Annotated in this window: 3 protein-coding genes; 1 reads left to right on the top strand and 2 read right to left on the bottom strand. The window is 73.4% G+C overall.

Annotation, left to right across the window (positions count from 1 at the left end; all coding sequences use genetic code 11):
* Window positions 1–164: 164 nt before the first annotated feature.
* On the bottom strand, window positions 165–617 hold the full coding sequence (locus ACFY9V_RS11435; RefSeq protein WP_391046441.1) for a nuclear transport factor 2 family protein: 453 nt from the start codon (window positions 615–617) through the stop codon (window positions 165–167).
* A gap of 170 nt (window positions 618–787) precedes the next feature.
* A complete protein-coding gene (locus ACFY9V_RS11430; RefSeq protein ID WP_355332734.1) occupies window positions 788–1,978 on the bottom strand; it encodes a cytochrome P450 in 1,191 nt (396 codons plus the stop codon).
* Between the two features lie 423 nt (window positions 1,979–2,401).
* Between ACFY9V_RS11430 and ACFY9V_RS11425 the strand changes: the two genes are divergently transcribed.
* The gene (locus ACFY9V_RS11425) at window positions 2,402–17,833 is read left to right on the top strand and encodes an SDR family NAD(P)-dependent oxidoreductase (RefSeq protein WP_391160918.1); all 15,432 of its coding nucleotides are present in this window, start codon (window positions 2,402–2,404) and stop codon (window positions 17,831–17,833) included.
* Window positions 17,834–17,913 lie beyond the last annotated feature (80 nt).

Genomic DNA, 17,913 nt, shown 5'->3' with positions numbered 1-17,913 from the left:
CCCCTGGTGGGGCTCGGCGTGACCGCCCCCGAGAGGCGGGCGCGGAATCGGCCGTAGATCACCCGGTGCCGTCCCCGGGGGGGCTGACACCGGCGGGGGCGCCCCCCGGGCGGGGGGGCCCGCCACCGTGTCGCTCCGCCCGGCCGGGGGCGGTCAGCGGTCCGTCACTTCCGGTCGATGAGGGTGACGTCGGAGCTGCCGTACAGCGCCATCATCCGGTCGACCAGGCCGACTTCGTTGACGTGGATCGTCATCACGATGTTCACCCGGATCATCTTCTCCTCCGGGTCCTTGGGCGGGATCGGCGGCAGCAGGCCCGACTCGGTCATCGCGGGACCCGCCAGCGGCAGGTAGTTGAAGGTCGAGACCATCGGCACCGACGCCCACTGGCCGTCCTTGGACGCCACCGGCATGGCCGCGTCCTCGAAGGCGCCGGAGAAGACGGCGGCGGCGGCGCGCTGGCTGAGCGCGTGCAGGCCGTGCTGCTCGCCGTTGCCCACCGGGTCCTCGAAGGTGCAGTCCTCGGCGTAGAGCTGGAGCAGGCCCTCCACATTGCCGTCGTTGATCATCCGACAGTGTTCGAGAATGAGCCACTTGGCCCGTTTCTCGTCGGTCATCGTGGCTGCTCCGATGGTCGGGAGGGCGGTGGGACGGGCGGTCGGGGAAGGGGCGGGACGAGAAGTCGGGAGAGGCGTGGGACGGGCGGTCGGGAGAGCGGTCGGGAAGGCGTTCGGACGGGCGGGCGCAGGGCGAGGTCCGTCGGGACCTGAAGGGGAGGCCACGGCGGTCACGTGTGGACGACCGACACCGGCAGCGACTTCACTCCGAAGAAGTTCCGGTCGTAGAACTCCAGCGGCTCGCTGCGGTCGAGCCGCACGTCCTGGTAATGGTCGAGGAGGAGATTGAGGGCCACCCGCCCCTCCAGCCGAGCCAGCGGCGCACCGATGCAGAAGTGGATGCCCTTGCCGAACGCGACGTGCGCGTTGGGCGTACGGGTGATGTCGAACCGGTCCGGGTCCTCGAACTGCCGCTCGTCGCGGTTGGCCGACGCCAGCCACGGGATGACGATCGACCGCTCGGGGATGACCACACCGCCGATCGGCACGTCCCGGGTGGTGTACCGGCCGGTGATGGTGAACGGCGGTCGGTAGCGCATCACTTCCTCCAGCGCGGCCGGGATCAGCGAGCGGTCGGCGCGCAGCGCGGCGGCTGCCTCCGGGTGCTCCTCGAAGCACAGGATCGCGCTGCTCAGCATCATCGTCGTGGTGATGTGCCCGGCGATCAGCAGCAGCCGGGCGAAGTTGACGGCCTCCTCCGACGACAGCGGCTCGCCGTCCACCTCGCTGGTGGCCATCTTGCTGAGCAGGTCGTCACCGGGACGGGACCGCCGCTCCTCCAGCATGCCGTCGAGGTAGTAGTCCATCTCCTCGATCGCGGTCCGCAGGCGCTCGTAGTTCTCCGGCAGGTCGATGCCGACGATCTTGGCGGCGATGATGCGGTCCGCCCAGTGCCGGAAGATCGGCCGGTCCTCGGCCGGTACGCCCAGCAGCTCGGCGATCACGATCACCGGCAGCGGATGGGTCAGATGCCGCACCAGGTCGAAACGGTCCATGCCGTCGGTGGCGCCGAGCAGTTCCCGGCCGATCTCGGCGATCCGCGGCTCCAGTTCGGCCACGGTGCGGGGCGTGAACACCCGGCTGATCCCGCGCCGCAGATGGTGGTGCTCGGGCGGGTCGATCTGGGCCAGGTCACCGCGGGCGATCTCCGCCGCTTTCGGTGACACCGGGGTCGGGTCGGAGGAGAAGTCCTTCTGGTCCGACAGCACCCGCTGCACGTCCGCGTACCGCAGGACGTGCCAACTGCCGTTCTCGTCGCGGAACACCGGATGGTCGTCGCGCATGCGGCGCAGCCACGCGAACAGTTCAGCGCCGCCGTCGGCGGCCGACGGCGGGCTCAGCGACACAGCGGAATCGGTCACGCGAGACTCCCAGCGTATGACGCGCGGCGTGCGGATGCGGCCGTGGCCGGACACTTGTTTCACGCCGCGAATGAGGAATTATTCCGAATTTCATCGCCCGTGGACGGTAACAGCGTGCGGCAGTGGCTCAAACCCCGGAATAGGTATAGGGGGTGGGGGCCGTGTTTTAGGGGGTACCCCCGCGGGGGCAGGGGTCGTGCGGTCAATGACCCCGGTTGACTGGCCAGTTGAACGCTGATGGGATCGATTACCGGTCCACGTCCGTCCTGTCCGCAACCACGGATGACGGCGCGGAGGGCGACAATTCCGAGGCGATCGGGACGCGCACTCCGCATTCCACCGAGGCGGTGGAAAGTCTGGCGTTTTCGTGCGACCTGTATCACCCCCCGGGTCGTGGGATTCCGAAGGAGCTCTGACGTACTGGTGGCGGACACAAATGCCGACCGGAATTCGCTGAACGGACACGGCGGCGACCCCGCCGGGCCGGGCGAACCCATCGCCGTCATCGGGGTCGCCTGCCGACTGCCGGGAGCGGACGACCCGACGGCGTTCTGGGACCTGCTGCGCGGCGGCGCGGACGCCGTGACCGAACTCGCCGCACCCCGTTGGCCCGTGGAGGTCGGCGCGGACGCCGAGCCGGACGTCGAATCGGACGTCGAATCGGACATCGGGAAGGGCGGTCCGGGAGATCCGGGCGGTCCGGGCGCGGCCGGTCCGCAGCGCGGCGGCTTCCTGGACGCCGAGCGGATCGAGGGCTTCGACGCGGAGTTCTTCGGCGTCACACCCCGCGAGGCCGCCCAGATGGACCCCCAGCAGCGGCTCGCGCTCGAACTGGGCTGGGAGGCGCTGGAGGACGCGGGCCTCGCCGCCCTGCACCCCGCCTCCAGGACCGGGACCCCCGAGGCCGCCTCGGCGGAGCACCAGGGGAAGACGGCTCGACACCCCCTCGCCTACGGGGTGTTCCTCGGCGTCATCGCCGACGACTACGCGACCCTCAGCGCCCGGTCAGGACCGGCCACCGCCCACACCCTCACCGGCCTGCACCGCAGCCTCGTCGCCAACCGCATCTCCTACGCGCTGGGCCTCAACGGCCCGAGCCTGACCGTCGACGCCGGGCAGTCCTCCTCGCTGGTCTCGGTCCACCTCGCCTGCGAGAGCCTGCGCTCCGGCGAGTCGGCGGTCGCCCTGGCCGGCGGCGTGAACCTCAACCTCGTCCCGGAGACCACCGAGCGGATCACCGCCTTCGGCGCGCTCTCTCCCGACGGCCGCTGCTACACCTTCGACGAGCGCGCCAACGGCTACGTCCGCGGCGAGGGCGGCGCGGTCCTGGTCCTCAAGCGGCTGAGCGACGCCGTCGCCGACGGCGACCCGATCCGCTGCGTGCTGCTCGGCAGCGCCGTCAACAACGACGGCGGCGGCCCCGGCCTCACCAGCCCGCACCAGGCGGCGCAGGAAGACCTGCTGCGCAGCGCCTACCGGCAGGCCGGGGTCGCGCCGGACGAGGTGCAGTACGTCGAACTGCACGGCACCGGCACCCGCGTCGGCGACCCGGTCGAGGCCCGCGCGCTCGGTACGGTGCTCGGCGCCGGCCGCGACCCGCGAGCGCCGCTGGCCGTCGGCTCGGTCAAGACCAACGTCGGCCACCTGGAAGGCGCGGCGGGCGTGACCGGCCTGCTCAAGCTGATCCTCAGCGTCCAGCACCGGGCACTGCCGCCGAGCCTCAACTACCGCCGCCCGAACCCGGAGATCGCGCTGGCGGACCTCCGCCTGCGGGTGCAGACCGGGGACGGGGCGACCGCCTGGCCCGACGCCGACCGGCCGCTGCTGGGCGGTGTCTCCTCCTTCGGCATGGGAGGCACCAACTGCCATGTGGTGGTGGGCGAATGGGCCGCGGCGTCGGCCTCCGTCGTCCCCGACGCGGCTGCCCCGGTCGCCGCCCCCGCGAAACGGTCACCGCTCGGTGAACTCGACCTCGTGCCCTGGCCGGTGTCCGCGCGGTCCGCCGCCGCGCTGCGAGGCCAGGCCGAACGCCTGCTCGCCGTCGCCGAATCCGCCGTCGCCGAATCCGCCGATGCCGATGCTCATGCCGACTCCGACTCCGGCTCCGACTCCGCCGACGGCGGCCCGTCGAGCCTGCGCCCGGTAGGCCGGGCCCTCGCCCTCTCCCGGGCGGCGTTCGAGCACCGCGCTGTCGTCCTCGCGGCCGGACCCGCGGACGCCCGTAACGCCGTCGGCATGCTCGCCACCGGCATGCCCGCGGCCGGCCTCGTGAGCGGCGCGGTGCGCGCCGGAGGCAGCCGGGTGGCCCTGGTGTTCCCGGGCCAGGGCTCGCAGTGGGCGGGCATGGCGATGCAACTGCTTGCCACCTCACCGGTGTTCGCGGCCCGGATGGGGGAGTGCGACACGGCGCTGGCCCCGTATCTCGGCAGCTCGGTGGTCGAGGCGATCCGGGAGGGCGCCCTGGACGACGTGGTCGTCGTCCAGTCGGCGCTGTGGGCGGTGATGGTGTCGCTGGCCGAGGTGTGGCGCGCCGCCGGTGTCGAGCCCGGCGCCGTCATCGGGCACAGCCAGGGCGAGATCGCCGCCGCCTGCGTCGCGGGCGCGCTGTCCGTCGAGGACGGGGCGAAGACGGTCGCGCTGCGGGCGAAGGTGATCGGCGCGTCGCTGTCGGGCCGCGGCGGGATGCTCTCGGTCGGGCTGCCCGTCGGCGCGGTGCTCGAACGCCTCGCCCGCTGGGGCGACCGGCTGTGCGTCGGATCGGTCAACGGGCCTTCTTCCACCGTGGTGTCGGGCGAGCTGGACGCGCTCGCCGAACTGCGCGCCGCCTGCGACGCCGAGGGCATCCGCGCCCGGCGCGTCGACATCGACTACGCGTCGCACTCGGTCCAGGTCGACGCGATCCGGGAGGAGGTGCTGGACGCCCTGGCCGGCATCACCCCGGTGGCGTCCGACGTGCTCTTCTACTCCACGGTCACCGGCGGCCGGCTCGACACCCGGGAGCTGGACGCCGCGTACTGGCTCGCCAACCTCCGCGGGCAGGTGCGGTTCGACGAGACCGTACGCGCGCTGCTGGCGGACGGGTTCGGCTACTTCGTGGAGGCCAGCGCGCACCCCGTGCTGGCGGTGGGCCTGGCCGAGACGTTCGAGGACGCCGGGTTCGACGCGGTGGCGCTCGGCACGCTGCGCAGGAACCAGGGCGGCCAGGAACGCTTCCTGACCTCGCTGGCCGAGGGCTGGGTACGCGGCCTGCCGGTCGACTGGCAGGCCGTGTTCGCGGACACGCCCCCGGCCCAAGTGGCCCTGCCCACCTACGCGTTCCAGCGCCGCCGCCACTGGCTGGACACCGCGACCGGCCGCCGTCGCCGACGCGCGGGAACCGCCGCCGTACCGGCCCGGCGCACCATCAGGGACGCCGAGCACGGCGAGGACCGGGACTCCGGCGCCGAACCGGCCGCCGCCTCCTCGTTCGCCGCCCGACTGGCCGCGATGCGCCCGGCCGAGCGGGATTCGACGCTGCTGCGCTTCGTTCTGGCGCACGCGGCGGCGGTCGCGGGACAGCCGTCGCCGGACGCGCTCGACCCCGAACAGACCTTCAAGAACCTCGGGTTCGACTCGCACCTGTCGGTCCAGCTCCGCAACCGGATCGCCGAGCAGGCCGAGGTGGCGATGCCCGCCACCGTCCTCTTCGACCAGCCCACGCCGTCCGCGCTCGCCCGCCACCTGCGCGCCGCCCTGCTCGACGCGGGACCCGCGGCGAACGACACCGCGGCGCCCCCCGCTGACCACCCGGACGCCGACGACTCCCCGATCGCCATCGTCGCCATGGCCTGCCGACTGCCCGGCGGCGTCGACTCGCCCGAGGCGCTGTGGGACGTCGTCGCGGACGGCCGGGACGTCATCGGCGACTTCCCCGACAACCGCGGCTGGGACATCGAGCGCCTCTACGACCCGCAGGCGCGGCGCGCGGCCACCAGCTACGTCCGGCACGGCGGATTCCTCGACGGCGCACCGGACTTCGACGCCGGGCTGTTCGGGATCTCGCCGCGCGAGGCCCTGGCCATGGACCCGCAGCAGCGCCTGCTGCTGGAGACCTCGTGGGAGGCGGTGGAGCGCGCCGGGATGGACCCGCTGTCCTTGCGCGGCACCCGCACAGGCGTCTTCTTCGGCGCGATGTTCCAGGAGTACGGGCCGCAGCTCCAGTACGGCGCGGACGGCGTCGAGGGCCACCGGCTCACCGGCACCCTCACCAGCGTCGCCTCGGGACGGCTGGCCTACACGCTGGGCCTCGAGGGCCCCGCCGTCACCCTGGACACGGCCTGCTCGTCGTCCCTGGTCGCACTGCACTGGGCGGTACGGTCGCTGCGGTCGGGCGAGTGCACGATGGCGATCGCGGGCGGCGTCACGATCATGTCCACGCCCGGCATGTTCGTGGAGCTGAGCCGACAGGGGGCGCTGTCCCCCGACGGCCGCTGCAAGGCGTTCTCCGCCGCCGCGGACGGCACCGGCTGGTCCGAGGGCGTCGGCGTCCTCGTGGTCGAGCGGCTCTCCGACGCGCGCCGCAACGGCCACCAGGTGCTGGCCCTGATCCGCGGCTCCGCCACCAACCAGGACGGCGCGAGCAACGGCCTGACCGCGCCGCACGGCCCCTCGCAGGAGCGGGTGATCCGTGACGCGCTCGCCGACGCGCGGGTCGCCGCCGCCGACGTGGACGTGGTCGAGGCGCACGGCACCGGCACGACGCTCGGCGACCCGATCGAGGCGCAGGCGCTGCTGGCCACCTACGGGCGGAGCCGCCCCGAGGACCGGCCGCTCCGGCTCGGCTCGGTCAAGTCCAACATCGGGCACACCCAGGCCGCGGCGGGCATCGCGGGCGTGATCAAGATCGTGCAGGCCCTGCACCACGAGGAGCTGCCCCGCACTCTGCACGCGGACGTTCCCTCGCCGCACGTCGACTGGTCCGGCGCCGTCACGCTCCTCACCGAACCGGTGGCGTGGAAGCGCGGGGACCGGCCGCGGCGCGCGGGCGTCTCGTCGTTCGGCATCAGCGGCACGAACGCGCACGTGATCCTGGAGGAGGCGGAGGCTCCCGTAAGCGCTCCGGCCGCGCCCGACGCGTCCGAGGCCGAGATCGAGGCCGAGTCCGTATCCGCTTCGGCATCCGTATCCGCTTCCGCTTCCGAGGGCGGGGCCCGGGACCCGCGGGCGCTCCCGATCCTCACCGGAGCCCCCGCACCGTGGCCGGTGTCAGGACAGTCGGCCGCCGCGCTGCGCGCCCAGGCCGCCCGTCTCCGCGACTGGACGGGCGAGGCCGGGGGAGACGGCTCCGCGAGCACGGGTGACGGCCGGGCCGCCACCGGCCATGCCCTGGCCACCGCCCGCGCCGTACTCGAACACCGGTCCGTCGTGCTCGCCGCCGACCCCGACGGGACCCGTGACGCGCTGACCGCCGTCGCCGTCGGCGCGCCCACCCCCCACGCCGTCGTCGGCGCGGCCGACCTGCGCGGCCGGACCGTGTTCGTCTTCCCCGGCCAGGGCTCCCAGTGGCGCGGCATGGCCGCCGAACTCCTCGACACCTCACCGGTGTTCGCCCGCCGCTTCGCCGAGTGCGAGCGGGAGGCGGCCGCCTACGTCGACTGGTCCGCCACCGCTGTGCTGCGCGCCGCCCCGGACGCGCCGCCGCTCGACCGGATCGACGTACTCCAACCGGTGCTGTTCGCCGTCAACGTGTCCCTGGCCGCGATGTGGCGCGCCGCGGGCGTCGAGCCGGCCGCCGTCGTCGGCAGCAGCCAGGGCGAGATCGCCGCGGCCTGCGTCGCGGGCGCCCTCACCCTCGCCGACGCCGTCCGCATCGTCGTCCTGCGCAGCGCGCTCTTCGGCGAGGAACTCGTCGGCAACGGCGCCGTCGCCTCGGTCGCGCTGAGCGCGCAGGCGCTGGAAGAGCGGCTGGCCGCGTGGGACGGCCGCCTCACCGCGGCCGGACGCAACGGACCCACCGCGCAGACCGTCGCCGGGGACGAGACCTCGCTCGCCGAATTCGTCGCCGCCTGCAAGGACGAGGGGATCAGGGCCCGCGTCATCGGCTCCACCGTCGCCTCGCACTGCGCCCAGGTCGACCCGCTGCGCGACCGCATCACGCAGATGTTCGCCGACGTCACGCCCGCCGCGGGCGACGTCCCGTTCTACTCGACCGTCACCGGCGGCGCGCTCGACGGAGACGGGCTCGACGCCGACTACTGGTTCGAGAACGCCCGCAGGCCGGTCGACTTCGAGACCGCCGTCCATACACTCCTCGACGACGGCTTCCGGTTCTTCGTCGAGATCAGCGCCCACCCCGTACTCACCCCCGCCATGCAGGAGACGTTCGAGTACGCCGGGACCGACGCCCTCGCCCTCGGCACGCTCCGCCGCGACGAAGGCGGCGCCGACCGCTTCCTCACCTCCGTCGCCGAAGGCTGGGTCCGCGGCCTGCCCGGCGTCGACTGGACCCGCCTGCTGCCCGCGACCGACGGGCGCCGCGTCCACCTGCCCACCTACGCCTTCCAACGGGCGCGGTACTGGCTGGATTCGGCGGCGGGCGCGGGCGCGGGAACGGACGGCCTCGGCCTGTCCGCCACCGGGCACCCGATGCTGGGCGCGGCCGTACAACTCGCCGACACCGAAAACCTGTTGCTCACCGGCCGGATCTCGTTGCGCACCCATCCGTGGCTGGCGGACCACGCCGCTCTCGACACGGTGCTGCTGCCCGGCGCGGCGTTCGCCGAACTGGCCCTGCACGCCGCTGAGTTGACCGGATGCGCCCAGGTCGAGGAACTCACCCTGGAAGCACCGCTGGTCCTCACGGGCCAGGACGGCGTGCACCTCCAGCTCACCGTCGGCGCACCGGACACGACCGGCCGCCGCGAACTGCGAATCCACTCACGACCCGACCGCGCCGACGCGCACGACGACTCCGGAAGCGTCGACACCGGCCCCTGGGTCCGGCACGCCGCGGGCGTCCTCGCCTCCGAGGCGCCCGCCGCTCCCGAACCCCTGACCGCCTGGCCCCCGGCCGACGCCCGGCCGGTGCCCGTCGAGGAGTTCTACGCGGACCTGGACGCGACCGGTTACGGCTACGGTCCGGCCTTCCGCCGCGTCCGCGCCGCCTGGCGGTCGGGTCAGCACCTCTACGCCGACGTCGCCCTCGCCGACGAGCAGGCCACCGAAGCCGGATCGTACGGCGTCCATCCCGCCCTGCTGGACGCCGCGTTGCACATCTGCCTGGCCCATGTCGAGGGCCTGCGGCTGCCGTTCGCCTGGCGCGGGCTCGCCCTGCACGCCGTCCACGCCTCGGCGGTCCGCGTCCGCGTCACTCCCGACGGCCCGGACACCGTCGCCCTGACCCTCGCGGACGCCACCGGCGCGCCCGTCGCGTCCATCGAGGCGCTCACCCTGCTGCCCGTCGGCGAGGCGCAGTTGAGCCCCGCTGGGCGCCCCGCGAACACCCCCGCGGACCAGGCGCTCTTCCGGCTCGACTGGCAGCCCGCCGCGACCGCGGAGCCCGCCGCCGAATGGCTGGCCGTCGGTCCCGGCACGGGCGACGACGGCGTGCCCGACATCGCGGAACTGCTGGCCCGCATCGACGCGGGCACCATCGAGGCGCCGCCGACGGCACTGGTACGGCTCGGCGGGTGGGGGCACGAGGAGCCGGGCGGCGCGAAGGGTGCGCCGGGCGACGGCGACGGCTACGGGAGCGGGGCGTCGGGTTACGACGGCGGCCAGCCTGTCAGCGCGAACGGTGTCCTCGGCGACGGGAGTGGGACGGCGGCCCACGAGGGCGGGACGCCGGGCCGTACGCCGGTCGACGCGGCACTGCCCGCCCGCGCCCACGCAGCGACCGCCGAGGCGCTGGCCCTGCTCAAGACCTGGCTCGGCGACGAGCGGCTGAGCACGTCGCGCCTGGTCGTGCTGACGCGCGGGGCGGTGGCGGCGGGACCCGACGAAGCCGTCGCCGATCTGGCGACGGCACCCGTCTGGGGCCTGATCCGCAGCGCCCAGTCCGAGCACCCCGGCCGCCTCGTCCTGGTCGACACGGACGACACACCGGCGTCCCGGGACGCACTGGCCACGGCCGTCGCCACCGCCGTCGCGCGGGACGAGGCGCAGATCGCCTTGCGCGCGGGCGAGACACGGCTGCCCCGGCTGGTCCGCGCCACCCCCGGCGCCGCGTCCGAGACGCCCGGCACCCAAGGCGCCCCGCACCCCACCGAGGCCGACCCGCACGGCACGGTCCTGATCACCGGCGGGACCGGCGCCCTCGGCTCGCTCCTGGCCGGTCACCTGGTCACCGAACACGGCGTCCGGCACCTCGTCCTGACCAGCCGCCGCGGACCCGACACGGACGGCGCCGCCGACCTCAGGGCCCGGCTCCGCGCCGACGGCGCGGAGACCGTCGACATCGTCGCCTGCGACGCGGCCGACCGAACGGCGCTGGCCGCCCTGCTGGACTCCGTTCCCTCCGACCGGCCGCTGACCGGCGTGGTGCACGCGGCCGGTGTGCTCGACGACGGACTCGTGCTGTCCCTCACCGACGACCAACTGTCCCGCGTGCTCACACCGAAGGTGGACGCGGCCGTCCATCTGCACGAACTGACCCGGCACTTGGACCTGTCGCTGTTCGTGCTGTTCTCCTCCATCGCCGCGACCTTCGGCAACCCCGGCCAGGCCGACTACGCCGCCGCCAACGCCTTCCTCGACGCCCTCGCCACACGCCGCCGCGCCGAGGGCCTGCCCGCGCACTCCCTCGCCTGGGGCCTGTGGGAAGAAGTCGGCAGCATGCGCGCCCACTTGGACGACGGCGACCTCGCCTGGCTGCGCGCCTCCGGCGTCCGGCCGCTGGCCGCCGACCTCGGCCTGGCCCTGTTCGACGCGGCCACCGCCACCGACACGTCCTGCCTCGTCCCCGTCTCGCTCGACCTGACCACCCTGCGCACCGAGGCCGCCCGCGGCTCCCTGCGGCCCGCCTTCCGCAGCCTGGTCCGCGCACGGCGCACCGCCGCCGCTGCAGCACCGGCCGACAGCGCCAGCGACCTGCGGCACCGCCTCACCGGCCTCGACCCGCAGGAACAGGACCGGCTCCTGCTCGATCTGATCCGTGAACAGGCCGCAGCCGTCCTCGCGTTGCCGACACCGGACACGATTTCCGCGCGCCGCAGCTTCAAGGAGTTCGGCTTCGACTCGCTGACCGCCCTGCAACTCCGCAACGCCCTCGCCACGTCCACCGGCCTCCGGCTCCCCGCCACCCTCGTCTTCGACTACCCGACGCCCCAGGCGCTCACCGGCTTCCTCCGCACCCTCGTGCTGGGCACCGACCGGCCGGGCCAGCCGGCGGCAACGGACCCGGCCGACGCGGCAGTCCGGGCGTCCGCTCCGGACAGTGACACCGACCCGGTGGTGATTGTGGGGATGGCGTGTCGGTATCCGGGTGGTGTGGGTTCGCCTGAGGAGTTGTGGTCGCTGGTTGCTTCGGGTGGGGATGCGGTGTCGGGGTTCCCGGTGGACCGGGGGTGGGATGTTGAGGGGTTGTTTGATCCGAATCCTGGTGTGGCGGGGCGGAGTTATGCGCGTGAGGGCGGGTTCCTCTATGGCGCGGGGGAGTTCGATGCGGGGTTCTTCGGGGTGTCTCCGCGTGAGGCGTTGTCGATGGATCCCCAGCAGCGGCTGTTGCTGGAGGCGTCGTGGGAGGTGTTGGAGCGGGCGGGTATTGATCCCGGTTCGCTGAAGGGCAGTTCGACGGGTGTCTTCACCGGAGTCATGCACCACGACTACGGCTCCACCGGCGACCGCCCCGAAGAACTGGAGGGCTACGCCGTCACCAGCACGCAGGGCAGCGTCGCCTCCGGCCGGGTCTCGTACACCTTCGGGTTCGAGGGCCCGGCGATGACGGTGGACACGGCGTGCTCGTCGTCGCTGGTCGCGATGCACCTGGCGGCGCAGGCCCTGCGGTCGGGGGAGTGCTCGCTCGCCCTGGCCGGAGGCGTCACCGTCATGGCGACCCCGTGGGTCTTCGTGGAGTTCAGCCGCCAGCGGGGCATGGCGCCCGACGGCCGCAGCAAGGCGTTCTCCGCGGCGGCGGACGGCGCCGGGTGGGGCGAGGGCGTCGGTGTCCTGCTGCTGGAGCGGCTGTCGGACGCGCGGCGCAACGGCCACCGGGTGCTGGCGGTGATGCGGGGCTCCGCGGTGAACCAGGACGGCGCGTCGAACGGGCTGACCGCCCCGAACGGGCCTTCGCAGGAGCGGGTGATCCGGGCCGCCCTGGACAGTGCCGGTCTGACGGCCGCCGACATCGACGCCGTCGAGGCGCACGGGACCGGCACGGCACTGGGCGACCCCATCGAGGCGCAGGCACTGCTCGCGACCTACGGGCAGGAGCGGGCCGGTGAACTGCCCCTGTGGCTGGGCTCGGTGAAGTCGAACATCGGCCACACGCAGGCCGCCGCCGGGGTCGCGGGCGTCATCAAGATGGTCGAGGCGATGCGCCACGGTGTGCTGCCGCGCACGCTCCACGTGGATGAGCCGACGCCGCACGTCGACTGGTCGAGCGGCGCCGTCGAGTTGCTGACCGACTCCCAGGACTGGTCCCCGGGCGACCGCCCGCGCCGGGCCGCCGTTTCGTCGTTCGGCATCAGCGGGACGAATGCGCACGTGATCCTGGAGGAGGCCGAGCCGTCGCGGACCTCCGAGCCCGACGTCGCGCCGGAGGCAGGCCCGTTGGGGTCGCTGACGGTGGTGCCGTGGGTGGTGTCCGCGCGGTCGGCGGACGCGCTGCGCGGACAGGCCGGACGCCTGGCGTCCTTCGTCGAGGCGGGCGGCGCGGAGAACTCCCCGGCGGACGTCGGCCTCTCCCTCGCGACGTCCCGCACCGCGCTGGAGCATCGGAGCGTGGTGCTGGCCCCGGACATCGCCGAGGCCGTCTCGGGGCTCGGCGCCCTGGCCGATGACACCCCGGCCGCCCGCGTGGTGTCGGGCGCGACGGTGCGGGACCCCGGCCGGGTGGCGTTCGTGTTCCCTGGTCAGGGGTCGCAGTGGGCGGGGATGGCGTTGGGGTTGTTGGACTCCTCGCCGGTGTTCGGGGCGCGGTTGGCGGAGTGTGACGCGGCGCTGCTGCCTTATGTGGGGTCGTCTGTGGTGGAGGCGATTCGCGAGGGCGTCCTGGATGACGTGGTGGTGGTTCAGGGGGCGTTGTGGGCGGTGATGGTGTCCCTGGCGGCGGTGTGGCGGTCGGTGGGCGTTGAGCCGGGTGCGGTGATCGGTCACAGTCAGGGTGAGATCGCGGCGGCGTGTGTGGCGGGTGCGTTGTCGGTGGAGGATGCGGCGCGGGTCGTGGCGTTGCGGGCGAGGGCGATTCGCGGGACCTTGTCCGGCAACGGTGGGATGGTCTCGGTCGCGCTCCCGGCGGATGCGGTACGGGAGCGGATCGCGCGCTGGGACGGCCGTATTTCCGTCGCGTCGGTGAACGGGCCCTCGTCCACGGTCGTTTCGGGTGAACCCGGCGCGTTGGATGAGCTGCTGACGGCGTGTGAGGCCGAGGGCGTACGGGCGCGCCGTATCGATGTGGACTACGCGTCGCACTCGGCACAGGTGGACGCCATACGCGGGGAAGTAGTTGAGGCTCTGTCCGGCATCGAACCGGCAACCTCCGATGTCCCGTTCTACTCGACGGTGACCGGCGGCCGTATCGACACGAGCACGCTGGACGCTGCGTATTGGGTGACCAACCTCCGCCAGGAGGTCCGTTTCGACGAGACCGTCCGGGCCCTACTGGCGGACGGGTTCGGCTACTTCATCGAGTCCAGCCCGCACCCGGTCCTGGCTGTCGGCTTGGCGGAGACGTTCGAGGACGCGGGCTCCGACGCCGTGGCCCTGGGCACCCTCCGCCGTGACGAGGGCGGCCAGGAACGCTTCCTCACCTCCCTCGCCGAGGGCTGGGTACGCGGCCTCCCCCTCGACTGGCGGTCCGTCTTCGCCGGAACCCCCGCCCACCACGTCGACCTGCCCACGTACGCCTTCCAGCACGAGCGCTACTGGCTGACCGGTGAGGGCAGCCGCAGCGGCGATCCCAGCGGGCTCGGGCAGGAGGCCGTCGATCACCCGCTGTTGGGCGCGGTGGTGCGCCTGGCGGATTCGGATCAGGTCGTGTTCACGGGCCGGTTGTCGCTGGCGTCGCACGCGTGGCTGGGCGATCACCGGGTGGAGGGGACCGTCCTGGTGCCGGGCGCGGCCCTGGCCGAATGGGCGTTGCGCGCGGCGGACGAGGTCGGGGCCGGGCGGGTCGAGGAGTTGACGCTCCAGGTGCCGTTGGTGGTGCCGGAGGGCAGCGGCGTACAGGTGCAGGTCTCCGTCGGCGCGCCCGACGCGGACGGACGGCGCGAACTCGGCATCCACTCCCGCGCGGAGAGCGCCGCGCCGGGCGACCGGCCCTGGACGCGCAACGCCGCCGGCACGCTGCTCGACGGCAGCCCTGAGACCCCGGACACGCTCACCGCGTGGCCGCCGCCGGGCGCCGAGCCGGTGCCGGTCGACGGCTTCTACGAGCGGGCTGCGGCGGCCGGTTACGGCTACGGCCCTGCCTTCCAGGGCCTGCGGGCCGCATGGCGCGACGGCGACGAGCTGTACGCGGAAGTGGCGTTGCCGGAGGCCGCAACCAAGGACGCGGCCCGGTTCGGCATCCATCCCGCCCTGCTCGACGCCGCGATCCAGGCCGTACTGCTGGAGCACCCTCACGGCTCGCCGGTCCGGCTGCCGTTCGTCTGGTCCGATGTCGTGCTGGGCGCGGTCGGCGCGACCTCCGTACGCGTACGGCTGCGGGCCTCTGGACCTGACACAGTGTCAGTGAAGGTGACCGACACCGCAGGCGCCCTGGTCCTGTCGGTGACGTCCCTCGTGCTGCGCGCGGTGTCGGGCGACCAGCTCCGTGGTTCCGGCGCGGACCCGGTCGACGGCCTGTTCCGGGTGGACTGGGTCCGCGCGACGCCTACGGAGGCCGACGCGGCGACGGCCGACTGCTTCCTTGTGCCGGGGGCAGCGGGCCTCGCGGCCCTGGCCGCCGCCTCAGAGTCGGTTCCGCCGCTGGTCGGCTTGGTCCTGCCCCCGGCGTCAGTCTCCGATGGCGTGCCGGGTGCGGTGGCGGAGGCGGTGACCGGCGTGCTGGGTCTGGTCCAGGAGTGGCTGGTGGAGGAGCGGTTCGCTGATGCGCGGTTGGTCCTTCTCACCCGTGGTGCGGTGTCCACTCACAGCGGTGAGCCTGTCGCTGATCTGGTCCACGCCCCGGTGTGGGGCCTGGTGCGCAGCGCGCTCGCCGAGAACCCCGGGCGCCTGCTGCTGGTCGACACCGACCACGACGTGGAGACGGCCGCAGATCTCGGTGCGGTGCTCGGTGTCGCGGTGGCGGCGGGTGAGCCGCAGGTGGCGGTGCGTGGTGGTGAGGTGCTGGTGCCGAGGCTGGTGCGGGCGCCTGCCGGTGGCGGGGGTTTGGTGCCGCCCGCCGAGGGCGCGTGGCGACTGGTCGCCTCCGAAGGGACGCTCGACGGGCTCGTCCTGGCCCCCCACCCCGCTGCCGACGCGCCGCTCGCCCCCGGCCAGATCCGGGTCGGTATCCGCGCGGCCGGTGTCAACTTCCGTGACGTTGTGGTCAGTCTGGGCATGGTCGGCACTGAGGAGTCGCTCGGCTGCGAGGGTGCGGGTGTCGTGGTCGAGGTCGGGCCCGGTGTCGCGGGTGTCGTGGTGGGTGACCGGGTGATGGGTCTGCTGCCGGAGTCGTTCGGGCCGTTGGCGGTGGTGGACGAGCGGCTGGTCGTCCGGGTGCCGGAGGGCTGGAGCTTCGAGCAGGCCGCCGCCGTCCCCGCGGTGTTCCTCACGGCGTGGATCGGTCTCGCCGACCTCGGCGAACTGCGTTCCGGGCAGCGGGTGTTGATTCACGCGGCGACCGGCGGTGTGGGAATGGCGGCCACGCAGCTGGCTCGCCACTGGGGTGCCGAGGTCTTCGGGACCGCCAGCGAGGGCAAGTGGGACACCCTCCGGGACATGGGCTTTGACGCCGAGCACATCGCGTCCTCCCGGACCCTGGCCTTCGAGGACGCCTTCATGACCGCCACCGGGGGCGACGGAGTCAATGTCGTACTGGACTGCCTGGCGCGGGAGTTCGTGGACGCGTCGTTGCGGTTGCTGCCGCGTGGCGGCCGGTTCCTGGAGATGGGCAAGACCGACATCCGCGACCCGGAGGCCGTCGCCGCCGAGCACCCCGGTGTGACCTACCGGGCCTACGACCTGGCGAAGGCGGACCCGCAGCGAGTCGGCGAGATCCTGCGGGAGTTGGCGGGGTTGTTCGCGGAGGGTGTGCTGGAGCCGTTGCCGGTGCGGGTGTGGGACGTACGGCGGGCGGGTGAGGCGTTGCGGTTCATGTCGCAGGCGCGGCATGTCGGCAAGGTCGTGCTGAGCCTTCTCCGCCGGGTGGATGCCGCGAGTGCGGTGGTGATCACGGGTGGTACGGGTCTGCTGGGCGGGCTGGTGGCCCGGCATCTGGTGGCCTCGTACGGTGTGCGCGATGTCGTACTGGCGGGTCGGCGTGGTGCGAACGCGCCTGGTGCGGATGCGCTGGTGGCGGAGTTGGTGGCGGCCGGTGCGCGGGTCGAGGTCGTGGCGTGTGATGTCGCGGTCCGGGACGAGGTGGCCGGGCTGCTCGCGCGCTTCGGCGGGGACCGGCCGTTGGGCGGTGTGGTGCACTGCGCGGGCGCGCTGGACGACGGTCTGGTGCCGGACCTGGACGCGGAACGTATCCGGAGTGTGCTGGGCGCGAAGGTGGATGCGGCGTGGCATCTGCATGAGCTGACCCGGGACCTGGACCTGTCGTTGTTCGTGCTGTTCTCGTCGCTCGCGGGCGTGGTGGGCACGGCGGGGCAGGCGAACTACGCGGCGGCGAACACGTTCCTGGACGCTCTGGCCGGTGTGCGCCGTACGAGTGGTGCGGCGGGTGTGTCGATGGCGTGGGGACACTGGGCCACCGACTCGGAGTTGACCGGTTCGCTCGATGAGGTCGACCGGGCACGTCTGGCCCGTTCTGGTGTGGTGCCAATGAGCGTCGAGCAGGGAATTGGCCTGTTCGACGCGGCCGTGAACTGGGACACGCCGCTCGCCGTCACGGCCCGCCTCGCGCCCGAGACGGCGGACGAGCAGACCGCGGGAGAAGCCTTCCGCGCGCTTGCGCGCGGCCTGACGAGCCGTACCCCGCAGCGCCGTACCGCCAAAGCCGCTGTCCCTGCGGAGCGTTCGGGCGGCGCGGACCTGGCCGCGCGCCTCGCCGCGCTCGGCGCCGCCGAGCGCAGCGCCGTACTCGTCGACATGGTGCGCACCAACGTCGCGGCGGTGCTCGGCCACGGATCGCCGGCCGCCGTCGATCCGGCGCGCGCGTTCAAGGAACTGGGCTTCGACTCGCTGACCGGTGTCGAACTGCGCAACCGCCTCGGCACCGCCACCGGACAGCGGCTCGCGGCCACCGTGGTCTTCGACCACCCCACCCCCGACGCCCTCGCCGCGCACCTGCTCGGCACGCTGCTGCCCGACGAACAACCGCCAGGTGCCGATGAACTCCTGGCCGAACTGGCGGCGTTGGAGACCCAGCTCGCCACCGTCGCGGCCGAGGACGTGGACGCGGACCAGCGCGCCGCGGTCGGCCGCCGACTGGAGACACTGCTCGCTTTCTGGCGCGACTCCGGCACCGAGACCGGCTCAGGCACACGCGAGACCGGTGCCGCCGACCGGCTGAAGTCGGCATCCGCCGACGAGGTGCTGGATTTCATCAACAACGAGCTCGGGATCTCCTGAGCGGCCTCGCCCGGCACGGCGGCACGAGCGCCGGGCGGGCCACACGACGCAGGACATCCCGTAACCGCTCGGAGGAGGAA

Source organism: Streptomyces sp. NPDC008317, assembly GCF_042955955.1.
Classification (GTDB): Bacteria; Actinomycetota; Actinomycetes; order Streptomycetales; family Streptomycetaceae; genus Actinacidiphila.
The sequence above is the reverse complement of the archived record's forward strand: the minus strand, read 5'-3'. Positions and strand labels throughout refer to the sequence as shown.

What these genes read in the sequence shown, in the direction of transcription:
- ACFY9V_RS11435 (WP_391046441.1), bottom strand. Translation starts at nt 617, where the DNA reads ATGACCGACGAGAAACGGGCCAAGTGGCTCATTCTCGAACACTGTCGG.